This window comes from Thermosipho africanus Ob7, assembly GCF_003351105.1.
GTDB classification, from domain to species: domain Bacteria; phylum Thermotogota; class Thermotogae; order Thermotogales; family Fervidobacteriaceae; genus Thermosipho; species Thermosipho africanus.
Genome location: NZ_NKRG01000010.1, coordinates 19,348 through 43,572, shown reverse-complemented (window position 1 = coordinate 43,572; position 24,225 = coordinate 19,348). Strand labels below are relative to the sequence as shown.

At 32.4% G+C, this 24,225-nt stretch carries 23 protein-coding genes; 7 read left to right on the top strand and 16 right to left on the bottom strand.

Translation table 11 applies throughout. The annotated features are described in order from the left end of the window. From OB7_RS09155 to iorA, 14 genes are all read right to left on the bottom strand, one after another. On the bottom strand, nucleotides 1-346 hold a 346-nt coding region (locus OB7_RS09155), incomplete at its 3' end, for an FAD-dependent oxidoreductase (RefSeq protein ID WP_114703120.1). Nucleotides 347-390: 44 nt separating this feature from the next. After that, a complete protein-coding gene (tusB, locus tag OB7_RS09150; RefSeq protein ID WP_004100874.1) occupies nucleotides 391-660 on the bottom strand; it encodes a sulfurtransferase complex subunit TusB in 270 nt (89 codons plus the stop codon). Nucleotides 661-672: 12 nt separating this feature from the next. Further along, nucleotides 673-1,029 (bottom strand): DsrE family protein, encoded by a 357-nt coding sequence (locus OB7_RS09145; protein WP_004100875.1) that lies wholly within the window; start codon nucleotides 1,027-1,029, stop codon nucleotides 673-675. A gap of 11 nt (nucleotides 1,030-1,040) precedes the next feature. After that, nucleotides 1,041-1,394: a DsrE/DsrF/TusD sulfur relay family protein gene (locus OB7_RS09140; RefSeq protein ID WP_004100877.1), complete on the bottom strand. Its 354-nt coding sequence runs from the start codon at nucleotides 1,392-1,394 to the stop codon at nucleotides 1,041-1,043. Between the two features lie 12 nt (nucleotides 1,395-1,406). After that, nucleotides 1,407-2,399 carry a thiosulfate transporter TsuA gene (gene tsuA / locus OB7_RS09135; protein WP_114703119.1) on the bottom strand — a complete coding sequence of 331 codons (993 nt, stop codon included), beginning with the start codon at nucleotides 2,397-2,399 and terminating at the stop codon, nucleotides 1,407-1,409. A gap of 16 nt (nucleotides 2,400-2,415) precedes the next feature. Continuing rightward, nucleotides 2,416-2,658: a sulfurtransferase TusA family protein gene (locus OB7_RS09130; protein WP_004100880.1), complete on the bottom strand. Its 243-nt coding sequence runs from the start codon at nucleotides 2,656-2,658 to the stop codon at nucleotides 2,416-2,418. Nucleotides 2,659-2,881: 223 nt separating this feature from the next. Further along, nucleotides 2,882-5,665, bottom strand: coding sequence for an AAA family ATPase (locus tag OB7_RS09125; protein ID WP_114703118.1), 2,784 nt, complete (start codon nucleotides 5,663-5,665; stop codon nucleotides 2,882-2,884). Next, on the bottom strand, nucleotides 5,655-6,812 hold the full coding sequence (locus OB7_RS09120) for a metallophosphoesterase family protein (RefSeq protein WP_114703117.1): 1,158 nt from the start codon (nucleotides 6,810-6,812) through the stop codon (nucleotides 5,655-5,657). The genes OB7_RS09125 and OB7_RS09120 overlap by 11 nt, the downstream gene beginning before the upstream one ends. Before the next feature lie 20 nt (nucleotides 6,813-6,832). Further along, a complete protein-coding gene (locus OB7_RS09115) occupies nucleotides 6,833-7,471 on the bottom strand; it encodes a TIGR00153 family protein (protein ID WP_114703116.1) in 639 nt (212 codons plus the stop codon). Between the two features lie 15 nt (nucleotides 7,472-7,486). Then, entirely contained in the window at nucleotides 7,487-10,417 is a 2,931-nt protein-coding gene (locus tag OB7_RS09110; protein ID WP_114703115.1) for an alpha-amylase family glycosyl hydrolase, read from the bottom strand. 41 nt (nucleotides 10,418-10,458) lie between these two features. Beyond that, complete coding sequence (locus OB7_RS09105; protein ID WP_114703114.1) at nucleotides 10,459-11,376, bottom strand: inorganic phosphate transporter; 918 nt, start codon at nucleotides 11,374-11,376, stop codon at nucleotides 10,459-10,461. A 65-nt stretch (nucleotides 11,377-11,441) separates the two neighbouring features. After that, on the bottom strand, nucleotides 11,442-12,353 hold the full coding sequence (locus OB7_RS09100) for an inorganic phosphate transporter (RefSeq protein ID WP_249031077.1): 912 nt from the start codon (nucleotides 12,351-12,353) through the stop codon (nucleotides 11,442-11,444). A 134-nt stretch (nucleotides 12,354-12,487) separates the two neighbouring features. Further along, the gene (locus tag OB7_RS09095; RefSeq protein ID WP_114703112.1) at nucleotides 12,488-13,102 is read right to left on the bottom strand and encodes an indolepyruvate oxidoreductase subunit beta; all 615 of its coding nucleotides are present in this window, start codon (nucleotides 13,100-13,102) and stop codon (nucleotides 12,488-12,490) included. Next, a complete protein-coding gene (gene iorA, locus OB7_RS09090; protein WP_114703111.1) occupies nucleotides 13,102-15,030 on the bottom strand; it encodes an indolepyruvate ferredoxin oxidoreductase subunit alpha in 1,929 nt (642 codons plus the stop codon). The genes OB7_RS09095 and iorA overlap by 1 nt, the downstream gene beginning before the upstream one ends. A gap of 269 nt (nucleotides 15,031-15,299) precedes the next feature. On the opposite strand from iorA, the gene OB7_RS09085 reads away from it, so the two are divergent. The 7 genes from OB7_RS09085 to flhB all read left to right on the top strand — a co-directional run bounded on the left by OB7_RS09085 (nucleotide 15,300) and on the right by flhB (nucleotide 23,345). Further along, nucleotides 15,300-16,574: an ArsB/NhaD family transporter gene (locus OB7_RS09085; RefSeq protein ID WP_114703110.1), complete on the top strand. Its 1,275-nt coding sequence runs from the start codon at nucleotides 15,300-15,302 to the stop codon at nucleotides 16,572-16,574. A 2-nt stretch (nucleotides 16,575-16,576) separates the two neighbouring features. After that, entirely contained in the window at nucleotides 16,577-17,653 is a 1,077-nt protein-coding gene (yqeH, locus tag OB7_RS09080; RefSeq protein ID WP_012579900.1) for a ribosome biogenesis GTPase YqeH, read from the top strand. 3 nt (nucleotides 17,654-17,656) lie between these two features. After that, a complete protein-coding gene (pduL, locus tag OB7_RS09075) occupies nucleotides 17,657-18,247 on the top strand; it encodes a phosphate propanoyltransferase (RefSeq protein ID WP_004100903.1) in 591 nt (196 codons plus the stop codon). 123 nt (nucleotides 18,248-18,370) lie between these two features. Continuing rightward, entirely contained in the window at nucleotides 18,371-19,192 is an 822-nt protein-coding gene (locus OB7_RS09070) for a purine-nucleoside phosphorylase (RefSeq protein ID WP_038042282.1), read from the top strand. Nucleotides 19,193-19,209: 17 nt separating this feature from the next. After that, complete coding sequence (locus tag OB7_RS09065) at nucleotides 19,210-21,507, top strand: methyl-accepting chemotaxis protein (RefSeq protein WP_114703109.1); 2,298 nt, start codon at nucleotides 19,210-19,212, stop codon at nucleotides 21,505-21,507. Between the two features lie 6 nt (nucleotides 21,508-21,513). Next, nucleotides 21,514-22,278, top strand: a complete 765-nt coding sequence (fliR, locus tag OB7_RS09060; protein ID WP_114703108.1) for a flagellar biosynthetic protein FliR — start codon at nucleotides 21,514-21,516, stop codon at nucleotides 22,276-22,278. Further along, nucleotides 22,209-23,345 carry a flagellar biosynthesis protein FlhB gene (flhB, locus tag OB7_RS09055; protein WP_114703107.1) on the top strand — a complete coding sequence of 379 codons (1,137 nt, stop codon included), beginning with the start codon at nucleotides 22,209-22,211 and terminating at the stop codon, nucleotides 23,343-23,345. Before fliR ends, flhB begins: the two co-directional genes overlap by 70 nt. Here flhB and OB7_RS09050 read toward each other — a convergent pair. Together OB7_RS09050 and nusB are read right to left on the bottom strand one after the other, a co-directional pair. Beyond that, complete coding sequence (locus tag OB7_RS09050; RefSeq protein ID WP_249031076.1) at nucleotides 23,328-23,672, bottom strand: hypothetical protein; 345 nt, start codon at nucleotides 23,670-23,672, stop codon at nucleotides 23,328-23,330. The two genes, flhB and OB7_RS09050, sit on opposite strands and share 18 nt — an antisense overlap. 135 nt (nucleotides 23,673-23,807) lie before the next feature. After that, a complete protein-coding gene (gene nusB, locus OB7_RS09045; RefSeq protein ID WP_428843310.1) occupies nucleotides 23,808-24,215 on the bottom strand; it encodes a transcription antitermination factor NusB in 408 nt (135 codons plus the stop codon). Between the last annotated feature and the right edge of the window lie 10 nt (nucleotides 24,216-24,225).

Below are 24,225 nucleotides of genomic sequence, written 5' to 3'. Positions count from 1 at the left end.
CTTTTAATACTGCTTTATCTTTAAATACATCAATCTTGTTCTTTTTCATTAAAAACTCTATGCCTTTTCTGGACATAGTAACAGATTTTTGCATGTGTTTCATGATTAATGATAGATCATATGAAACATTATTAACTAAGATACCAAATTTTTTTGCCTTTTCATTTATTTCAGTAAAAAGGTGTGAGGCTGTAAGCATAGCTTTAGTAGGAATACACCCTTTATTGGTACAAGTACCACCAAATTCTTCTTTTTCAACAATTGCAACTTTCTTACCAAGCTGTGAAAGCCTTATCGCTGCAACATATCCTCCAGGCCCTCCACCTATTACTATTGCTTCATACATGTTTTTACCTCCTACCTAAAAAGACTAACGGGGAAAGTTCCCCGTTAGCCTATAAATTTTTCTTCCTTTTCTATGAGTTCTACAAAGCCATCGTAATCTATCAAATTGTATTTTGCCTCATCTTCTTTGTAGCCTCTTGCAAGAAAATCTTCCTTTAGAATATAAACCTTTGCCTTTGTTAAGGATGATAAATCTTGTAAATTCCAATATACACCATCCTGAATTAATACTATTGAATCATCTTCCTTTGCACTTTCAATCTTTAGTTTTTCAACAGGATGGTTTATACCATATTTAACTAAAACTAAAGCCATTAAAATCACCTCTCACATAAAAATAACCAAATCATATTGATGGAAGAAATCAGACAATTCATCTTTATTTATAAATTGTGCACCATACTCTTCATCTACATTTTTAACATTGTACTTTTCTAAATCTTCTTTAACGGCGTATACGGGGGTCTTGTATCTCTTTATAAATCTTTGAACTATCTTTATTGAAAGAAGTCCCAAAGATTCTGGTTTCGTATCCTTTGATAATGCAACTGTAGCAGCATCAATTAACATTACAGCAGGTTCAATATCTTCACCGTACATTCCAAATGCTGTTCTAAATCCTTCATTTACCCATATTGAACCAACTGGAGATTGATATACAACAAATAAAACCTTTTTTTCCATTATTTTTCACCTCACGCCATAAGACTTATAAATCTATCGCTTGTGTAAATGAGCTCTGCAAGTTCTGGAAGTCCGCTTGGATTAGAACCTTCTATTATCATATCCGTCGTAATTCCCCTGTAATCCATACAAATTCCACAAATTTCTACTTTTGCACCTTTATCTATAAGTCCTTTTAAAAGTTGTGAAATATTTCTATCTCCTCTTACAGGCTTCATATGTTTATTAGTTGCTATTGCAGAATCACAGAACAAAAATATTGTAACTTCATGTCCTTTTTTTAAAGCTGCTTCTGCAATTTTTACAGCAGTATCTAAATCTTGATATGTATATGGTTGAACCATAACCTGAATTGTGATTTTCATATTATCTCCTCCTCAGTCCCTTCCAAACAAAATCCATGACATTGTCCAATTTCCAAGGATAAAGAATAGTGAAGCAAGTAAAGAACTAATTGCCATTTGTGGAACACCGGTGAAGAAATGTCCGATATTACAACCACCTGCTGTAACTGCACCTAATCCCATTAAAACACCACCGACCATTACTTGAAGATAAGTAATTGGATTCTTTGGCATTCTTAGTTTGAACTCTCCTGCAAGCTTTGCAGAAATCATTGCACCGATTATAATTCCTACAATTTCCCAACCTTCCCAATTCAAAGGTTGTTTGTTTAAAAATCCTTTGAACAAGCTAATCCATCCACCGGTAATACCAAATCCGTAGTTTCTTCCAGCAGCTGCACTAGACATCCAAGCAAGAGGTGCCAATATTGCAAGGATTATTGCAGCTGTTTTGTAACCAAGCTTTGTACTTCTTTCCGTCGTTTTTGTTCCAAAAACGTACCACAAAAGAATTGCCACAAATATAATTCCTACAATCCATGGGTTCACGTTAAAAACAGAAGATAAAGTTGGACCGGATTTAGCTGCGTAAATTCCTTCTGTGTGATCAACATTTACGTTAAATTTTGAAACCCACTTTAACCATCCAGAAAATACTCCAGACTTTGTTGCATATGCTGTTAAACCGTAGAAAATAGCGGCAAACCATGCAGTTGTCATACCTTCTCCAGACCTATATGTAACACCAGATGCACAACCTCCGGCAAGTACCATTCCCATACCAAATAAATATCCACCAATTATATTTCCAACCCAGTTTAAAGGTTTTGGATTTAATGTAATCCATCCCATTTGTGCAAAAAATAGGAATGTGAGAACTTGAAGTGCTATTACTAAAGCTGCAAATTTCATAAGATAATTATCTTTAAAAAGTCTTACATCTCTAAAAGCTGAATTAAAACATATACGACCTCTTTGAAGAATAATACCAAATATAAGTCCAAATACTATTCCTAAATATGCCATCTTTTGCACCCCCTACTTAGCCGTTTACTTTGATATAAATCTTCCATTCACTTCTTCCAACTTCCTCTATCTCTAATACCTCATGTCCCAATTTCTTTACTGTTTCTGGAATTCTTTCTTTTGACATAGGGTAATCAATTAAAACTTCCAAAATTTCTCCAGGTTTCATCTTTTTTAATGCTCTCTTTGTTTCAACGTCAGGAACTGGACATACCTCTCCTCTTACATCAATAGTTTTTGTAACTTCATACTTTGCCATACTACCCACCTCCATTTTAAAGATATTTTTCACAAACTGTTGTTTCAATTATTGAGAATTTTTTCACATTACACTTAGATTATAACTTGTTATTTTAACCGACTAGTTTCCGTAAAATTACAGTTTGGTTAACATTACAAATAACACTTAAAAACAAGAAAGCTTTTAAATTTGACAGTTTTCATAGCTACCAAAAAATATTTGTAACTGTTTATTAACAAAATTAAAGTCTTATAATATTTTCTGCCATGTGGGTAAATTCTTCATCGTGGGTTATTATAAACACTTGCTTTACATCTTCAAATAACTTTTCTATGTTTTCTGCAAGAAGCTTTTTCCTTTCAACATCAAGGTTAATGGTAGGCTCATCAAGTATATAAAAATCTGATTTTGAAAGGATCTTTGAAAGAGCGGCCCTAATGGCAATTGCAACACTTACCTGCTCTCCGCCCGAGAGCATCGAAAATGTCCTCTCTATTGATTCTTCAACATTTCTTAGAATAACTTCATAATCATTTTCCGCAGAGAATTCTATCATTTCAACTTTTCCAGTCATTCTAATGTAGTTTTCAGTTGAAAGATTAGAAATCTCATCTGAAATTCTGTGAGCTACCTTCATTCCCAAAGCTCTTAATTTTTCTCTAAATTCTCTTGTCAATTTCTGCTTCTTTTCTAAAAATATCCTCTTAGATTCAAGCTCTCTTTTTTCATTTTCAAGCCTTTTCTTTCTTTCTCTTTCTCTATTGAGAAACTTTACATTTTCCTCTAATTTTCCTACTTGCTGTGAAAGTTCCGATAATTTTTCATTTCTTTTATCAATATCTACAACTAAATTATCTTTTTCACTTTCTATTTCTTCTATATTGTGAATTTTTTCTAATTCTTTTTCATGAATGCTAGACCATTTTTTATTTTCTTCTATCTTTTTCTTTGTATCTTTAACTTCTTCTAATATATCTTCTAGCATTTGAGCTTCTTTTTCAAATTTTTTATACAAGTCAAAATCTTTTCTTAATGTATCCATCTCTTTTTGTTTTTCTTCTATAGAATTCATTGTACTTGAAATGTCTTTTTCGATATCAACATATATTGCCAGGCATTTTTCAACTTGCTCTAGTTCCTTTGAGGTTTTCTCAAAACTTTCGTTAAATAACGATATGTTTTCATTTATATTCCTTAACTTTTCATATTCATCTCTAATTTCTTTTAAATATTTTTCATGATCTTTTTCAAGGCTGCTTTTTCTCTCTTTTGTGGCTGAAATTTGCTTTACTAAAGATAAATATTTTCCCTCATATTCTTTCTTTATTTTTTCCATATCTTCATAGTTTTGAGTTTTAAGAATATTTTCAATACCCTTTATACTTTCCTTTTCCCTTTCAATTTCCTCAAGCTTTAAATTTATATTAGAAAGTTCTATTTCTTTTTCTTTTAGAATTTTCTCTAATTCTTCTTTCTCTTTTTTGAAATTTCTTAACTTTTTTAGACTTTCTTCAAGCTCAGATATTTCCTCCTCTATTTTTTCCTTTTCAACGATATATACCTCAAATCCTCCTTTTTCCTTTACATTTTTACACTCTTCCTTCAATATCGGACACATTCCACTAGATAATTCACGACTTACATTTTTTATATTTTCAAGTCTTGCACGCAAATTTGCAAGATCTTGTGCTAATTGATCTTCATAACTTATATTTTTCTTTACTTCTTCTATCTGTTGCATTAACCTTGAAATCTCATCTTCAAGCAACTTCCTATTAAAAGAAAGCTTTTCTTCTTCTGAAATTTTTAAATATTTGTGTTGTAATTCTACCTTTAGTTTCCCTAGATCTTCATATCTTTTATTAAACTCCTCTATTTCTGCAGAAAGTTTAGATTGATCATCCAAAAGATTTTTCAAATATTCATCTAACTTTAAAATCTCTTTTTTTAAATCACTAATTTTTTCATCCTTTTCAGATATTCTTTTTTCAATTTCTACCTTTTTTTCTTTTAAACTACTAATTTGAGATTCTAATACACTTTTACTTTTTTCTAATTCATTCCTTTTATCTTGAAGCGTTTCTTTTTCACGCTTTTTCCCTTGAAGTTCCTTTTGATTGGTATTTAATCTTCTTACCTCTTTTTCAAGCTCTAAATACATTTCATATCCTTTTTTTGTTTTTTCTACAATATCCTTGGCTTTTTTTGCATTCTCTAATCTTTTATTTAAATCATCTAATTTGCTATTTAAATGTTCTTTTTCTTTTTCCAGCATTTGCAAGTCCTTTTTTATTCTTTTATAACTTTCTATTATATCCTCTAAACTTTTTTGTCTTTTTCTTAGGTTCTGTACTTCTGCTCTTAGGTTCTCTATCTCATTTTTAACTTCTTCTAATTTTTCTTCATGTGATTTTATTCTTTCCTCTAAATCAGCAAATTCCTCGCTTTCAAGTTCTAACTTTATCTTTTCTAACTCAACCTTATTAACTTCTAAGTCTTTTTCATAACTTTGCTGAACTTTAAAAAGTTTGTCGGATATCTCTCTATACACATCTGTTTCAAATAATCTATCAAATAACTGCTTTCTCTCAGCAGGTGTTTTTGAAAAAATATCCGTAAGTTGATTTTGGTAAGTATATATTACTTTATTAAACACCTCTTCGTTTATTCCAACAATGGTTTTAATGTATTCTGAAATATCTTCTTTCCTTTCATATTTCAAGATTCCATCTTTTGAATAAAGACTTGATTTTCTTTGTCCTATACTTTTTTCCAAAACGTATTCTTTCCCATCGCTTCCAATAAATTCTACCTTTATTTGAGCCTTTTTACTTCCATCCTTTGTAATAATAGAATCTAACTTTCCACGTGGTGATTTTGAAAAAAACGCAACGCTCAACGCTTCAAATATTGAGCTTTTCCCCGTTCCATTTTTTCCAAGCAAAAGATTAATACCTGGTTTAAATTCAAATTCTCTATCTTTATGCACCCTAAAATTTTTCAAACAAACCTTCTTAATTATCATCTTTTTCACCCTCAAGTAATTTGTTTAAAAACTCGTCAAATATATCTATCAAATCCTCTTCCCTCTCCATTTTCTTTAAAGTCGAGATAAGTTTTGATGTATCATCTGCATTTTTTGAAAAAATATTTCCCCATGACTTAATAATCTGTTTTTCAATTTCTTCTTTGCTAAGATTTTTAAGTTGATTGCTATTATATACCTGACCTTCAAAAATCACCTTCACATTTACCTTTAATGCTCCCTTTGATAGTAACTCTACCTCAATCCAACCAACATTAGGATATCTGCCTGATGCAGAATTTATCTCAAGGTTTATTATCTCTCCTTTTTCAACATCCAAATTTGCCACAAAATCTTTGTAATTATCTATACTGATTCTATATGTGGAAAGTTTTCTCTTTTTTGATGGATAAAAGGTATATTTTCTTGAATCAGTGTCAAAAATTATATAGCCTTTTTGCTCCTTTTCGTTTAAATCCCAATATTCAGGAGCGCCAGGTATAAAAAAGAATGGATTTGTTGATGGGTATTTATAAAAGGAGTGAAAATGACCTGCGGCAATATACAAAACTTTATTTGAAAAAGCATCAATGACTTCCTTTGTCACGCATCCTGGAAGCAGAGTATCAGATAAATCGTTAACAATCGCAGTGTGTACAATAACTATATTATTTTCTTTATCTAAAGATTGAGACAAATCTTGCAACGCCTTTTCATTTAAATTAGATTGATATGAAACTCCAAAGAATTTTATTCCATCAATTTCTATTGGTACAAATTTAAACTTTTCACCATCTAAATAAGACTTTGGAAATATTGCAAGGTCTTTTTTTTCAAGATACCATATCCAAGACTCTTTGTATGTAGAAACCTGATCATGGTTTCCCTCAATAGCTAAAACTTTAATTTCATTTTCCTTTAAAACATTTAAAAGTCTTTCTGCTTTATACAATGTTTCAGGGGAAATATTACTTTTATCAAACAAATCACCGGAAATAATTACCAAATCAACTTTGTTTTTAACAGCTTCATTAACTATATACTCTGCCGCTTTAAAATAGTCTTCATACCTTTCATTAGAATATAACCCGACACCCCCAGCAGGTCTTCTGCCAAGGTGCCAATCAGATGTATGTAAAATTTTCACAAAATCACCTCAAACAAACCTTATACTTTTCTCTTATACAATATTATCTGAATTCTATCAGAGACATCTTCAGATGTATCTGATATGTCTGCTATCCTATGAACCAAATCTTTCAACTGAATTTTTTCAGCAAGAGGTATATCAAGTGAAAAGATCTTTCTAATAGTACTCCTTTCTATCTCGTCTGTTTCATGTTCGAATCTTTCTGTTTCTACAATCATCTGACTTGCCTTTTCAAAATCTTCGAACATTTCCTTTGCAGCTTCCTTTAAAGCTTTGTAAGTTTCAAGTGATTTTGATATTAAAGCTTTCAAGTTTTCATGGACCTCTTTTGGAATGGTTAAATCCTGCAGATCTATCTCATCTGCAACGCTTTCTGCCTTGTTTGCTATCCTATCAAGTGCTTCAATTGTTCCAAGAAGATCCCCTCTAAAATTTGGTAAAAACGCACCTGAATACATCTCAAGTTCTGCTTTCCTTCTTATTTGATCGGCTGTTGTTTCTGCTTTTCTTACTTCTTCTGCTAATTCCTTATGTTTCTCCTTTTTTTCTTCATAAATAAGATCCTGGAGCTTTACTATCGTATTTTCAACTGCATCAAGATGCTGTCTAAAAAGCTCTATAACCACCTGCTCTTTTTTTCCAAAAAAAAGGCTCATATATTTTCTCCTCCTTTACTTTACAAATATATAAATTTGCCTTGGATTTATCGTCCAACTTGTATTCTGTAAAATCATTTCATCTTTTGCTCCAAATTCATAGTTGTCACCATCAAAAAATGCATACCACACCCATTTATACCCTTCTGGAACTTCGTATGTATTTGAATACGTTGGATCAAGGTTAATTAATACAAGAACATCCTGGAAGTTATACGACTTTTTCAAAACATACAAGTTTTTCCAATCTCTCTCAATCGTAGTACTTCCAAAAGCAAGTGCCGGATAATCTTTTCGTAAGTTGATAAATTCTTTAAAAAAGTTTAAAATAGAATATCCATTTTCTTGTTCTTCTACAGATACTCCATCATCTGGATCATCGTATATTGCTCCATCTTCATTAGCACTTCCTTCAGTAATACCTTCGTAAAACTCTTTTGTCCAATAAGTTTGACCGTTCCCTTTTTGATCCTTATACCATTGCATTGGCTCACGCACAGGTATATCCCATGGTTCTGAATGCCACTTCCATCCCCTAAGTCCTATTTCATCACCATAGTAAATAGTTGGCATGCCTGTTAATGAGAGTAGTAAAGCATTAACTAGCAAATATTGTTTTGTGGCAGATATTACATCTCCCTGATATTTACTATCTACAAGCTCAGAAATAAATCTGTCAAGATCATGACTATCAATAAATGGAAAATGAAAAACATTTAAATTATACAACGAGGAATCAACCCAACTAATAGAGTCTGAAATTAAGTTATCTCTCCCTTCAAAATTTCCTCTCAAATTGTACATAAAACTAAAATTAAACACAGGCATTGGAGCAAATTTTAAAAGAACATTTGAATCTCCATCGTAAACCTCACTCACAACTATTGCATTTTCCCCTAGTTTATCTTTTATATAGTCTTCTATCTCTTTTGCAACGCTTGCTGACTGTTCAATTCCATCGCTCCAGTCAAATCCATAATAATGTTTTGCTGCATCTAATCTAAATCCATCTACTCCCATATCTGCCCAAAAATCTATTATTTTTTTCACTTCATCCATTACTTTAGGGTTGTCGTAATTAAGGTCCGGCATTGATGAATCAAACAATCCAAAATACCACACAGTTTGTCCTTTTGAATTAACCTTATAATGCCAATGATTCTTATTTTGAGGCTCATCCAAGCTCATAATGTAATAGTTCCAATATGGAGAATTAGTAGTATTTTCAACTGCATCAAGAAACCATGGATGTGTATCCGACGTATGATTAACAACAAGATCCATTACTACCTTTATTCCATTTTCATTTAGAACTTTTATCATATTATCAAGATCTTGTAGTGTTCCATAATCTGGTTCTACATCATAGTAATCTTCAACATCATATCCATGATAAGATTTACTTTTATTAAATGGTAAAAACCAGACTGTATCTACTCCAAGAGATTTTAGATAATCTACCTTTTCAGCAACTCCACTAAAGTCTCCTACACCATCACCATCAGTATCAAAATATGAACGGATGAATAGTGTATACATAGTAGACGATGTAAGAGGAAGATTCAATGATGTTATAGTTATATCATCTCTTGAAATCTCATTAATCTTACTTTCAAATCCATTAGCAACTACTCTAATCGCAATTTTCTCAAGATCCCAAAATTGCCTGCCTGTGAATTCTGTTGAAAAAGAATTTTGTGTTAGTTGAGAAATTATTTCGTATTCATTGCTATTTATACCTTTTTTCAAAACTTCAAAAGTAACACTTGAATTGGTATAATTCCAATCCAACTTAAGCTCATTCGTATCAACGTTATAAGTAGCACTTATACTGTCAACACTTTCTAAATCTATAAGTTTAATATTTTCTTTTTTTAGAACAACTAATCCACTCTCTTTACCGTTGGCATAAACATTAATAGCGATTCCACTAAATTTATCGAATTCTTGCTTGGTAAAATTTTCTATTGTATAACTTTTCTCGCGTGTTTTTCCAACAAATTCATACAAATATTCTCCTTGTTCCTCTAATTCTTTATACACATAAAATTCTGCATTTGGATCTGAATAGTCCCAATTCATTGAAAGATTCCCTTCTAATTCATTTATCTCTCCACTTAAATTTGTTACAGGATCCACAAAAGGCAACTCAATTTGCGGAAATACAACTACTAATTTCGGTTCATTAACCTCTGTATCAAAGACTACATTAAATGTTAAACTTTTTGTCTTTGCTGGAAGCACTTCTATGCTAAATTCATTTTCAAGATGAACTTTTTCTGGTAACATACTTGCATCCTTTGATTTAAGATCAACTTCAAATTTTACAGTCCACATACCAGGATATAATTCTTTATTAATTAAAGTGGAAGTACCTGTAAGTGTTACAGGTACCTCTTCATAATCTTCTTGTGCTGTATCTTTTTTGAAGATCAACGTTGCCGATGTAATATCATAATTTTTATAAATAATATCGTCAACTTCAATTATTGTCCTAACTATTCCATTAACAAAAAAAGTTTCGACATTAACAATATTATTTTTCTCATCTATGATCTGATTAACTTTTTCCCCTGAAAATATAACTAAATCTTCCTCATATCCTTTTACCTCAAATGTATAAGTTCCAGGAAGAAGTTCAATTTCAAAATAAATATTTGTTTTGTTCGTTGTTTCCTTAGTAAATACAATCTGATCATTTACATCCTTAACAGTAATAATCACTTTACTAAGATAATCAATAAAAGATTCTTTTGAAACACTCCACGTATTAGTAGTAGCATTCTCAATAAATGGCGTATTAACATTTACTTTTACAAGGACCTTTTGCTTTGAATTTAGTAGCTGGCTTTCGCTTTTAACTTCTGAAATACAACCGGAGAAGAAAATAAAAAGTGCTAAGATCAAAAGAAAAGTAAATCTTGAATGCGACATCTTCTTCCTCATCTTACTCCTCCTTAAATCCTTTAAATTTTACGATATATTAATTAAAACATTTTCACTATATAGTATATCAAAAATGTAATAGCTCCAGAAATAACAGGCGTGTTTACCCACGCACTTACTATTTTTAAAATAATCTTTTTACTTGAAAGTCTAGAACCTCTTGCATAACCTGCACCGATAACTGCCCCAACAATTGCCTGAGATGTAGAAACAGGAATTCCCAAAAGTGCATAAATCCATACAGTAATCGATTCACCCAGCACAGCAATAGCAGAAGAGTAATAATCAAGCTCTATTATTTGTGTACCAACAGTATACATCACTTTATAGCTATAGGTTAAAACTCCAAGCGCTATACTTACGCCTCCCAACAGTGCTGCGTTTTGCACACCTATTGTTTTAGCAAAAACACCAGTAATATTTGCAACATTATTTGCACCTAGAGAATATGAACCATATGCACCTATAATAAGAGTTCCGTAAAAAATGACCTTTTCTTTCACATAAATGGACTTTATCTTGTTAAAAGGTACCGCAAAAATTTTGTATGCCAAAAAGCTAAATATTATCCCACCAATAGGTGTACCTATCCAGGCTGCAAAAAGTTTTACAAGAACGCCCCACTTTACATTTCCTTCTATTAAAGAAGTAACAATTAGTGATCCAACAATTGCTTGAGAAGAAGAAACTGGAACTCCAAGGTAAGTCATGGTAGTCATAGTTATTGCTGAAGCAAAAACAGAAATGGAGGCAAGTCCAATCTGACTTGACGAAATACTACTTATCGTCTCAATACCTTTCGCACCGTCAAGCATTGCCCCTAGAATGATAAATATCGCGGAAATAATTGTAGCAGTCCTATATTTAACTATCCTGTTACTTACAGCTGTTCCAAATATATTAGCTGCATCATTTGCACCAAGCGACCATCCAAAAAATATTGCTGGTAGGATGTACAAAAAAATAGATACCACCTCCATACAGAAGTGTATCTTTTTATATTACCACAGGTCAATTATTTAAATCAAAAAAAGATTTTTGAAAAATAATAAACAATAATTGTGAATAATCCTGAAAAAAGTGGTGTAGCTATCCATGTTGTAATAATTTGAAAAATAATCTTTTTGTTTGTAAGTTTTGAACCTCTTGCAAGGCCTGTACCAATTACTGCTCCAACTATCGCTTGTGATACAGAAACCGGTATTCCGATAACAGAATAGATCCAAACGGTGATAGACTGGCCAAGGATAGATATGGCAGAAGAAAAGTAATCAAGTTCTATAATTTTTTTACTGACTGTATACATTACTTTCTTATTACTAAAAAGTGCACCAGCAGCTATGCTTAACCCTCCAACAAGAGCTGCCGTCCTTATCCCTATTTGATTTGCAAACACTCCAGTAATATTTGCAACATTGTTTGCGCCTAAAGCATATGAACCATATGCACCAACTAGCAACGTAGAAATTATTATTACTTTCTCCCTAACCCAAAGAGATCTTATCTTATTAAACGGTACAGAAAGTATTCTATAAAGTAAAAAGCCAAAAATAATTCCTCCAACAGGTGTGGTAACCCAAGCAATAACCAACTTAACTAAAATTTTCCAATTAACATTGTTATTTAATATACCTACAGCTAATATCGCTCCAACAATTGCCTGAGAAGATGAAGATGGAATACCAATTTTCGAAAGAATTAACATAGTTATTGCTGCTGAAAATACAGTTATTGCAGCAAAATAAAGCGACATATTTGAAAAATTACTTATAGTTCTAATACCTTTTTCTCCACCAATTAATGCTCCTAAAAGCACGCATAATGCAGCTACTTTAGTAACCGTTTTGTATTTTAAAACCCCATTTTCAACTGAGGGACCAAATATATTGGCAGAATCATTAGAACCAAGAAGCATGCCAAAAAATATAGCAAACACTACGTACAAAAATCTTTCCCCCTTTCTCAAAAAATGGCGGTAATATTAAGGATATTAAAATTTTCTAATTTTGTCAAATTTAGATAAAAAAATATCGGGGAGAAATCTCCCCGATATCTTCAACACTTATATCCTTACTTTAAAAGTTCTTGAGCGGTTTTAATTCCCATATCAAAGGCTTTCATATTTAAATCAACTGCCTTCTTTGGAACACTAACCTTAATAACTTCTTTAATAGATTCTGGAGAAAGTGGAAAATCAGGAGTTTGAGTCAAAGCACCTATTAAAACAACATTGGTTGCTATTATATTACCTGCATCTTTAGCTATACTTTCTGCATCAAAACTTATATATTTTGCATTAAATCTATTCTCTACTATATCTTTTATCTGTTCATGAGATGGATAATTTGCAAGTCCCATAGCAACTTGTACTGGTTGTATTGGCCTAGAATTTGTAAATACAAGTCCTCCCCCTTTTAAATAATTTATGTATCTAAGTGCCTCTACAGGTTCAAAAGAAAGGATAACATCTGCTTTTCCCTCAGGTACCATTGAACCGTATACATTCTCACCAAATCTGACATATGAGATAACACTACCAAATCTTTGGCTCATACCGTGCACTTCTCCAACCCTTACCTTGTATCCTTCGTTAAGTGCCGCCCACCCTAAAAGGTTTGCAGCAGTTAAAATTCCTTGACCACCGACTCCAGTAATAACAATATTATATTCTTTAACGGCAACCATTATTCCGCCTCCTTTACCAATTCAAAAGCACCAAATGGACAAACTTGTGCACAGCTTCCACAACCCCAACACATCGTTGGATCAATCTTTGCTTTTTTATTTTCTGCATCCCAGAAAATAGCAGGACAACCAAATGTAACAATACATGTTTTACATCCTGTACACTTATCTGTGTTTACTTTATACAGTGGCAATTTCTCTTTATTCTTTCTTGCTTTACCTACTCTGTAAAGCGCACAAACTTGTCTTGATACAACAACACTTACTCCTTCAACTTCAAGAGCTTTCTTTATAACTTCCGTTGTTTTCTTTATATCATATGGATTAACAACTTCCACAAAATCAGCACCCATAGCCTTTACAACATCTTCAATTGGTATTCTCTTTCCAACACCATGTGGAGTTTCACCTGTTCCAGGATTTGGTTGGTCTCCAGTCATTGCCGTTATTTCGTTGTCTACTATAACTACTAAAATATTTGATCTGTTGTATATAGCATTTGCAATTGCTGGAAGACCTGTATGGTAGAATGTAGAATCTCCTATTGTTGCAACTACAACTTGTTTCTTTTCATATGTCTCTTCATTAGCTGCTCCATTTATCGCCACACTTAATCCATGTGCAACTCCAATTGAACCACCCATTGCAACTGTTGTATCAACTGCGTTTAATGGAGGAAGTACTCCAAGTGTATAACAACCTATATCACTTGGAAATATTGCTTTCTTTCTTGTTGCTTTATTTATTGCAAAGAAAGAATTTCTATGTGGACATGCTGGACACAATGAAGGTGGTCTTGGAGGAAGAACACTACTAATTTCTTTATATTTTGCATCCAATTCTTCAAAGTTTATTGGAGTTTCAATCCCCAAAAATTTTGAAATTGCAATAACTGCACGTTTTGTGTCCATTTCATATATTCTTGGAACAATATTTTTCCCATATATTGGTATATTTAACCCTTTATCATACGCCCACATCTTTATTTGTTCCTCAACAACAGGCTCAAGTTCCTCAACAATCAATACTTTTTCAAGTCCTTCTAAGAACGTCTCAACTAATTTATATGGAACTGGGAAAGGAGTTGCAAGTTTTAAGATCTTTACATCATCAACATTCAACCAAGAAAGCGCTTCTTTTACATATGCATATGAAAGCCCCGGTGCAATAATTCCAACCTTTCCGTTTCCTTCAATCTTGTTAAATGGACAATTTGCAAATTCTTCACGTATTTTTTCAATGTTTTCAAGAATTTTTGGATGGAAATTTCTAGAATGTGCGGGAATATCGACAAATCTTTTCGGATCTTTTTCAAATTTCCCGTGTCTTCTTACTTTATTTACTATCTCATCCGGAAGTTCTCCTAAGACAACATCTCCTCTCATATGAGAAGATCTAGTTGTCGTTCTAAGAATCACCATATGTTTGAACTTTTCACTAATTTCAAACGCATATTTTGTCAAGTCCTTTGCTTCTTGAACACTGCATGGTTCAAGAACTGGAACATTTGCAAATTTTCCAAAAACTCTTGTATCCTGTTCATTTTGAGATGACCACATGCTTGGATCATCTGCGACCATAACAACAAATCCGCCTTCAACACCCATTCCAACGGCACTCATGAATGTATCTGCAGCAACGTTTAAACCAACGTGCTTCATAGCTGTCATGGACCTAAGACCACTCCATGCAGCAGAAAGCGCCGTTTCAAAAGCAACCTTTTCATTTGTGGAATACTCCATGTAAACTCCTGCGTCTTTTGCAACTGCCGCCATAGTGTCTGTAAGCTCGGAACTTGGAGTACCTGGATAGGCAGCAAAAACTGCTATGTTTGCTTCAAGTGCACCTCTTGCAATAGCATGGTTTCCAAGAAGCAAAATCTTCTCTCCAGGTTTGTTAAGTAATACCATATCAGTAACCTTTGCCATCTTATCACTCCCAATGCATAATTTTTTCATTACCCACATTTATAATTTTCCAATAAATAAGACAAAAACGCAAATATATTCAGAATATAAATCAATCAATTTTTTAGGTATATCTACGATTTTTTAAGAATACCAGTTTTTTTAACAAGTTTTGAAAAGAATTTAACACACAAATTTATAATAGTTTTAACAAGATTGGTATATTTTAAGAGTTATAATAAAGAGTGTGGTCAAGATTATTATAATTTGGTTGCAGAGGGGGTAGACTCGTGGAAAAAATATTTGCAATAGCAATAGTAGTAATTGCATACGGTTATATCATCTTTGGAAAAAAATATAAAGCACCAATCGTATTTGGTCTTGCCCTCATAGTTGCTGCTCTTAAACTAGTAGAAGGTCTTGAACCAGAAAATATAAGCAGAGTAATCGATTTTAATACGCTGGGACTTTTAGCTGGTATGACGGTAATTGTTGAATTTTTAAAAAAGACAGGCCTTTTCCAATTTCTTGCAATTAGAATTGTTAAAAAGGGCGGAAAGAGATTCTTTTTAACAATTGTAGGACTGATGGCGCTGGTTGCACTTTCTTCTGCATTCTTAGACAACCTCGTAACAATCATCCTTATAGCCCCCATGATATTTTTGATTACCGATTCTCTTGGCCTCAACCCTATCCCATTTTTAATGCTGACTATAATAATAGATAATATAGGTGGTATGTCAACATTAATTGGAAGTCCTTTGAACCTAGTTCTTGGCTCGGTAAGTGGTTTAGGCTTTAATGATTTTATAAATAACATGTGGTTTATTACAATAATAAGCTTTTTAATAACCGTATTTATGTTTAAAAAATACACAAAAGTCGATAAGTCCGTTGAAGAAAAATTAGAAAAACTTTCTGATATAGATGAAAGTAGAGCAATTACAGATAAAAAATCTTTAAAATTCACTTTAATTGTTTTCTTAATAGTCTTATCACTCTTTGGACTCCATCAAGTAATAGAACTTGATCTTTCCTTTGTTGCTCTTTTAGGTGCAATAGCGGTTATGTTATTTCACAAAAAACAATTTAACGATATAAGTAATGAAATTGACTGGGATACTCTATTCTTTTATGCCGGATTGTACATACTCTCCTTTACACTAGAAGAAATTGGTATTACAAATTTACTTGCAGGTTTATTTAGTCCGCTTTCAAATCATCAATTTTTATCTATCTTTGTAATATTCTTATTTGTTTCAATTTCAATTCCGTGGCTCAGCGCTGTTCCAGGAACATTGATCATTGCACCTGTTATCAAAATTCTCATATCTTCCGGTTTTTCATCAACATTTTGGTGGGTATATGCAATAAGTGCAAATCTTGCTACAAATTTAACTCCTCTTGGCGCTGTTCAAAATATTGTTGGAGTAAATCTTTTATCAAAACAAATTGGAAGAAATTTTTCATTTGGAGAATACATAAAATGGGCTTTTAAACCTTATCTTGTTACCTCATTAGTAGGATTTCTATACATATTACTTAGAATCTATATTGGAGGTTAAGTATGAAATGTAGAGGTTGTGGTGCAGAGCTTCAATACACAGATCCAAAAAAACCAGGATATATTCCAAAAGAGATTTTGGAAAATGAACCTGATCCATTATGTCAAAGGTGCTATAGAATAATCCACTATGGAAAATTAACAGTACCTGTACAAGAAGAAATATTCTTACACCAAATCGATAAAGTTATTAAAAATTTTGAAAAAGTATTATACGTTATAGACATTACCGATTTTGAAGGCACGTATAGAAGTGAAATAATGGAAAAATTGCAAGGAAAAGACGTGTACTTTGCCATAACAAAGTTTGACCTTCTCCCAAGATCACTTTCCTCTATTGAAGCTCAAGAGTGGCTTAAAAAAAGATTAAATACAACTTCTGAAAAAATCTTCCTCACAAGTAGTAAAAATGGGTTTGGATTGAAAAAACTTGAAAAGTTCTTTAAAGACTCAAAAAAAGACATTTTAATCGTAGGAGTAACCAACGTTGGAAAATCTTCTCTCCTTTCAGCTTTTACAAAAGAGCATCCGACAATATCTCCATTTCCTGGAACAACCCTTGGAATAGTAAAAAGGAAAGTTTTTAACACCTACATATACGATACTCCAGGAATTTTGACAAATGACAGAGTCATAGATCTTTTATCTCCTGAGTGTCAGGCTAAAATACTTAAAACAAATAACTTAACTAGAAAAACTTTTAAAATTGACCAATCACGCGCCATCTTAGTTAGTGCTTTTTGCAAAATCGAGGTTGAATTTGATGGAGATAAAAAGCCAATTTTTCAAATATTTGCTCCTGAAAAAGTGACTTTTCATGAAACAAAGAGTGAAAGAGCAGATCAATTAATCCATCAAAGAGCAGGAGATTTATTGCAGCCACCATGTAAAAAAACTGATATGTCAAAATATAACTTTAAAACAGAAAGAATATTAGTCGATCAAAAGCAGGAAATTTCAATAAACGGCTTATGCTTTATCAACATTAAAAGAGGACCGTTTGTAGCCAAAATTACTGTTCCAGAAAATATTAACGTTACCTTGAGAGATAGATTACTAAAACCAAAAAGAGGAGGTTAAAAAATGAAAATCAAAGAACCTGGAATTATTGCTGGTGTAAGCAACAGACACGTTCACCTTTCAAGAGAAGATGTGGAAATTCTTTTTGGAAAAGACTACCAACTTACTCCAATAAAAGATCTAGGTCAACCTGGTCAATTTGCCTGTCAAGAAACTGTTATCATAGTTGGACCAAAAGGTGCTATTGAAAAAGTAAGAGTTTTAGGTCCAGAAAGAAAAGAGACACAAATTGAAATATCCCTTACAGATGCATTTAAAATTGGTGTTAGACCTCCTGTAAGAGATTCAGGAGACCTTGATGGAACACCAGGAATAGTAATTGTCGGACCAAAAGGCAGTGTAATTAAAGATAAAGGTGTGATTATAGCAAAAAGACATATTCACATGCACACTTCCGATGCAGAAAAATATGGTGTAAAAGATAAAGATATAGTAAAAGTTTTAGTTGAAAAAGAAGGCAGAAGACTTATATTCGACGATGTTTTAATAAGAGTTAGCGAAAAATACGCACTTGAATTCCACGTTGACACAGACGAGGCTAATGCTGCACTTTTAAAGACTGGTGATCTTGTCTATATAATTGATGAAGAATAATTAAAGAAAATAATCTAGAAAAATCCCCTTCTTTTTCTTAGGAGGGGATTTTTCTTGTTTTTAATTTGTCATGATATAATATTTTTGGATGTTTCCAAAAAAAAGGCAAAGGAGGAGTTAAAGATGAAAGAATACATTGAAAGAGTCAACAAAGCTGTAGAGTTTTTAAAAGAGCACATTGACAATATCCCAAAAATTGCTATTATACTAGGTTCTGGTCTCCATGGAATTGCAGAAAGTATTGAAAATCCAAAGAAATTTTCTTACAAAGAAATTCCAGGTTTTCCAGTTTCCACAGCACCAGGTCACAAAGGTGAATTAATCTTTGGAAAACTAAACGGAAAAGATGTAATGTTAATGAATGGAAGATTCCACTACTATGAAGGATACGATATGAAAACTGTTACGTTCCCAATTAGGGTAATGCAACTTCTTGGTGTTGAAATATTAATTGTTACTAACGCAGCCGGTGGAATGAATCCAGAATTTGAAATTGGACGCCCAATGTTCATTACCGATCATATCAATATGATGGGAGACAACCCTTTGATTGGGCCAAACGTTGAAGAATGGGGACCAAGATTTCCAGATATGTCAAATGCATACGATAAAGAATTAAGACAAAAAGCAACAGAAATTGCTAAAAAGTTAAATATACCATTCTATGAAGGTGTTTACGTTGCAGTCTCTGGTCCAAACTTTGAAACTCCTGCAGAATTAAAAATGCTTAGATGGATGGGAGCAGATGCAGTTGGTATGTCAACAGTTCCTGAAGTGATAGTTGCAAATCACGGTGGATTAAAAGTACTTGGAGTTTCCGCAATTACAGATAAAGCTGTTCATGAAGATCTTAAACCACTTACTGCAGAAGAAGTACTAGAAGTTGCAAACAAAACAGGTGGAATGATCGTTAAAATAATCTCCGAACTTGTAAAAGAATTATAAGGAGGCATCAAAATAAAATGTCTTTTAGGACAAAAATTTTGTTGTTTGCGATATTTTTGGTAACGATTCCAATGTTTTTAGTTACTTATGTCAATATATCAACTGTAAGTTCTCAATTAGATACTTTGCAAGATGAAGTTAAAAATAATATAAACAAAAATGTTGTGAAAAATTACGAAGATTATCTCCAAAAATTTCAAAGTGAGATAATTGCTCAATCTGAAGAATATACCAATGATCTTGAAAAAACAGTCAAGGAGCAAGAGCAAAGAATTCAGAAAAAATTCGATGAAATTTACTTAAAAACTCTTTCAACACAAGCAAATTTCACATTTCAAACAGTAATTAATTTAATAAAACAAGAAAACGAACAACTTCTTACTGGTGCAAGAATTGCTGCTTCTTTAAAAGAGGTTGTAGATGCAGCAAATGAAAAAAATTTATCCATCACAGAAAGAAAATCTTTATTATTCCCATTTATAGAAAAATACAACTTTGAGTACGCTGGTCTTTGGACAATTGATGAAACAAAGCCAAAAATAAAAAGCAAGCTCTATGCTGAAATTGACAACAAGTTTGTTGTAGAATATGCAAATGTGCTTTCATCTTCAGCAAATATTTCATTCTACAAAAAACCTCCGTATAATGAAGAACTTTCAAAGGTATTCAAGGAAATTTTAAATTCTAAATCAGTATTTTATCGAACATTTATTTTTCCATATATAGATTCACTATACTCAATTGCTGTAGTTCCCGTTATGCATCCAGTACTTGGAAATACAATAAACGGCTTTGTGGTATTTGTAAATAAATTAGACAACAACTTTTTGGATAATATAAAATCAATTTCAAATTCTGAAATCACTTTGTATGTGAATAACAAAGCACTTATTACCACTAAAGTAGGAAAAGACGGAAAAAGATTAACGGGACAATCTCTTTCACAAAGTAATAACAACATAATCGAAATTCTCGGAAAATCTTATTTTGCAAAAAAGGGTAGTTTTACTTATCTTGGTAAAGAAATAGGTATCCTTGAAGTTGCAATACCATTTGAAAAATTAGATACAAACTTTAATTTTCCAAAACCAAAGCCATTTGTAATTCCTGAACTTGAAAAACCAGATGTAAATATTAGCTTAAAAATAGATAATAAAGCAATAGTTCAAAAATCTGTACTTCTTGCGCTAATTATTCTTGCTATTAGCATTGTTCTAATATTTGTAATAACAAAGCAACTTCTTAAATCTTTAGAACACTCAAAAACTGTAATTGAAAAATTATCTGAAGGTGAATTTGTAAACATTGAAAGCGACAAAGCATCTGGAGAATTTAAAATAATCTTGGATTCTTTGAAAAAACTTTCTGAAACATTTAAAGACTTTGCTAAAAAGCTCCTTACAAGTTCAACCCAACTTGTATCTGAGGTTGACAACCTTGAAGAACTAAATAATATCTTGCAAAAAACCTCTCAAGATTTCTCCGAAGCTGTAAAGGTATTTTCTAACAACACATCTATTATTTTAGATGACTTTGACGAAATGAAATCAAGCACAGACAATGCAAAAGATGTTATTAATCAAGTAGTAACTACTCTCGAAAACCTTGTTGATGAAATACTTGAAGCAGAAGAAAAAATTGACGAAAACCAAAAATTTGTAAGAGAATTTGATGAAAGCATCAAAAATTCTCTGGAAACTATCGAGAAATTCAATAGCTATATAAACCAAACAATTAGACAATTTAATCAAGTAACCGAAGAAATCTCGAAAATTCAAAACGTTGCAAACCAAACTAACCTTCTTGCACTGAATGCGGCAATTGAAGCCGCAAGGGCGGGAGAAGCTGGAAAAGGTTTTGCGGTTGTTGCAGATGAGATAATGAAACTATCAGTCGAGATTAATGAAATCTCGAAAAAATTAATGAAAGATATGGAAAATTACACTGAAAATCTTGGTAGTTTAAATGCTGTATACGAAAATTCAAAGGAAAGTTTTAATGCTCTTTCAAAAACCAAAGAAGATTTCTCTGAAAGCTTTAAAATAATAACTCAACGTATTGAAAATCTTGTTAATACAACAAAGAATGTATCTTCTATTTTGGAACAAACGAAAGAGGTATTCAACCATATGGTAGAAATTTCATCAAGGTCTGCCCAAAATGTTGGACAAACTGTTGACAAAATGACTACAATTGAAGTAAAAATGAAAAAGCTAGAAGAATTTTCTAAAAAACTAAACAAGATGGTCAAAGATATAGATTCAGTCTCTGAAAGGCTTAAACAAATAGCTAAATGGTTTAAGATTGGGGATTAATAAATAATGGAAATAATCGACTTTGTCGAAACACAATTTTTGAATTGGGCAATGCTCATTAGCAGATTAACTGGAATGTTCTTAATTACACCCTTACTGTCAGCGGCATTCGTGCCCACGACAGTGAGGGCTTTTCTTGTTCTTGCACTTTCTTATATGTCACTACCACAGGTAAATCCTATACCACTTGATACACCAGTTATCACTATCGTTCTTTCCCTTCTAAATAATTTCCTTATTGGCTTTGCCATAGGACTTCTTGCCTATTTTATATTTGGTGCATTTTCTATCGCAGGAGAGTTATTAGGAATTGAATCTGGTTTTGGTCTTGCTACTGCTATGGATCCTACAATGGAAGAAAGTCCAATTGTTGGTCAATTAATATTTCTTCTTTCAATATTTGTCTTTATTTCTTTAAACGGCCATATGGTTGTATATCAAGGAGTTGTAGATTCTATACAAACTTTTCCTCTATACCTGGATAAATTAGATTTCTCTTTAGTAAAGTTTATTGAAACAAAATTTATCGAAATGTTCTTTATAGCCTTAAAAATAGGGCTTCCGGTAATTGGTTATATGTTTATAATAAACGTTCTACTTGGAATACTTTCGAGGCTTGTTCCACAGATGAACGTCTTTATGGTTGGAATTCCTCTAAAATCACTTTTGGTATTCGTAATCTTTTTAGGGATGGTGCCGATATGGGCAGAGACTTCCGCAAAACTTACTGTGCTTTTAGAGAAGGTAATTCAACAATTTCTTTCAGGATAGATCTGCAATTATTTGCCGATCCTGATAAAACAGAAAAAGCAACACCAAGAAGAAGACAAAAAGCTAGAGAAGAAGGACAAGTCCCAATATCCAGGGAATTAACCTCTGGATTTACTTTTCTTGCGGCAGTGCTTGGCTTTGCTTTTTTAGGCCGTGGAATTATAATAGGACTTCAATCTGCTGTTGCATTTTTTTCAAAACTCCCATCATATGATTCTTTAACTATACAAGATCTTGGCATATATACAATAGAAGCTTTCAAAGGAGTTATAATTGACCTTATTATTTTTGTAGCACTTGTAATGATGACAGGAATCATTACTGGAAGTCTTCAAACAAAATTTTTAATAACCTTTAAGAGCATTAAACTTGATTTTTCAAAGATAAACCCAATTAGCGGTCTCAAAAGAATGTTTTCCCTTAGATCACTTTTTGAACTTCTTAAATCTATTCTAAAACTAGTTATTGTTGGCTATGTTGGATACCTTGTCGTAAAATCAAATTGGAACAAACTGCTTCTTGCAACAGATACAAGTGTAAGCGATGGAGCACTTCTTATCTGGGACATTACATTTGAGCTTTTAATTAAATGTGGTATCGCACTATTTATTGTCTCAATTGCTGATTACTTTTTCTCAAGATATGAATATGAAAAAAATATAAGGATGACAAAGCAAGAAGTAAAGGAAGAATTTAAAGAAGTGGAAGGAAATCCTGAGATTAAAAGGAAGCAGCGTCAAATCATGATGCAATATTCTATGAACAGAATGATGCAGGAAGTACCTGAAGCTACCGTTGTGGTAACAAATCCAACACACTTTGCTGTTGCAATTAAGTATGACTCAGATGAAATGGATGTTCCAATAGTTGTTGCAAAAGGTGCAGATAAGCTTGCACAAAAAATAAAGGAAATTGCAAGAAAAAATAACGTGCCAATATTAAGAAATCCACCACTTGCAAGGGAATTGTATTTTAGCGTAGAAATTGGTGATGAAATACCACAAAAACTATACAGAGCAGTTGCAGAAGTTCTTGCATACGTATACAGCCTAAAAGAGAGGTATTAATTTACGTATTACCTTGTCAACGGGCTTTTTAGGTATTAAAAACTTTCCAATATAGCTTTTTATAAGGATATAACCTTTCCCATCTTCAAATTCAATTTTTTCCTTAAAAGGACCAAAGTAATTCTTGCCATCACTTGCTTGCCTTTCAACAACACACTTTCCGTTATAATCCAAAACTTTGTATTTTACACTCTTAACAACACCTGTCTTTATTCTTTCCTTAAAAGAGATACTCTGCGGTGAAATATATACAATTTCAGAAATGCCACGGGAATAAAAATCGTGCCTTATGTAATTTACAATAAAAAAGGCTTCAAGAGTTCTCAAATAGTCCCTTTTAATATTAAAATACCAATTAATAACAGAAGTTAGCATCATATAACATGATGCTAAAACTATAACTGCTATTATTATTCCAACTAAAACCTCAGAAAAAGAAATATTTACCCCCCTATGTCTCTCTTACATTTCAAATTTTTCTTTAGGTGCTTCCCCCTTGGCTATTCTATCTAATACCCCGTTAACAAATTTACCGCTATTTTCAGTTCCATATGTCTTTCCAAGCTCTATCATTTCATCTAAAGTAACTTCTATAGGAACATCATCGACATATAAAAGTTCATACGTTCCAAGCCTTAAAATGTTTCTATCTGTTACAGAAAGTCTATCTAGTGTCCAATTTTGAAGATATTTAGAAATAATTTCATCTAAAGATTCTATAGTCTTCTTAATCCCCTCTATATAACTATACGCTTGCTCTCTAAGCTTTTCATCTTCAAGTAAGCTTACATGCTGCTTTGCTATTTCAGTTAAGTCTTCATCTTTTTGAAAGTCCCATTGAAAAAGTGTTTTAAAAACACTTTCGCGCATTTTATGACGC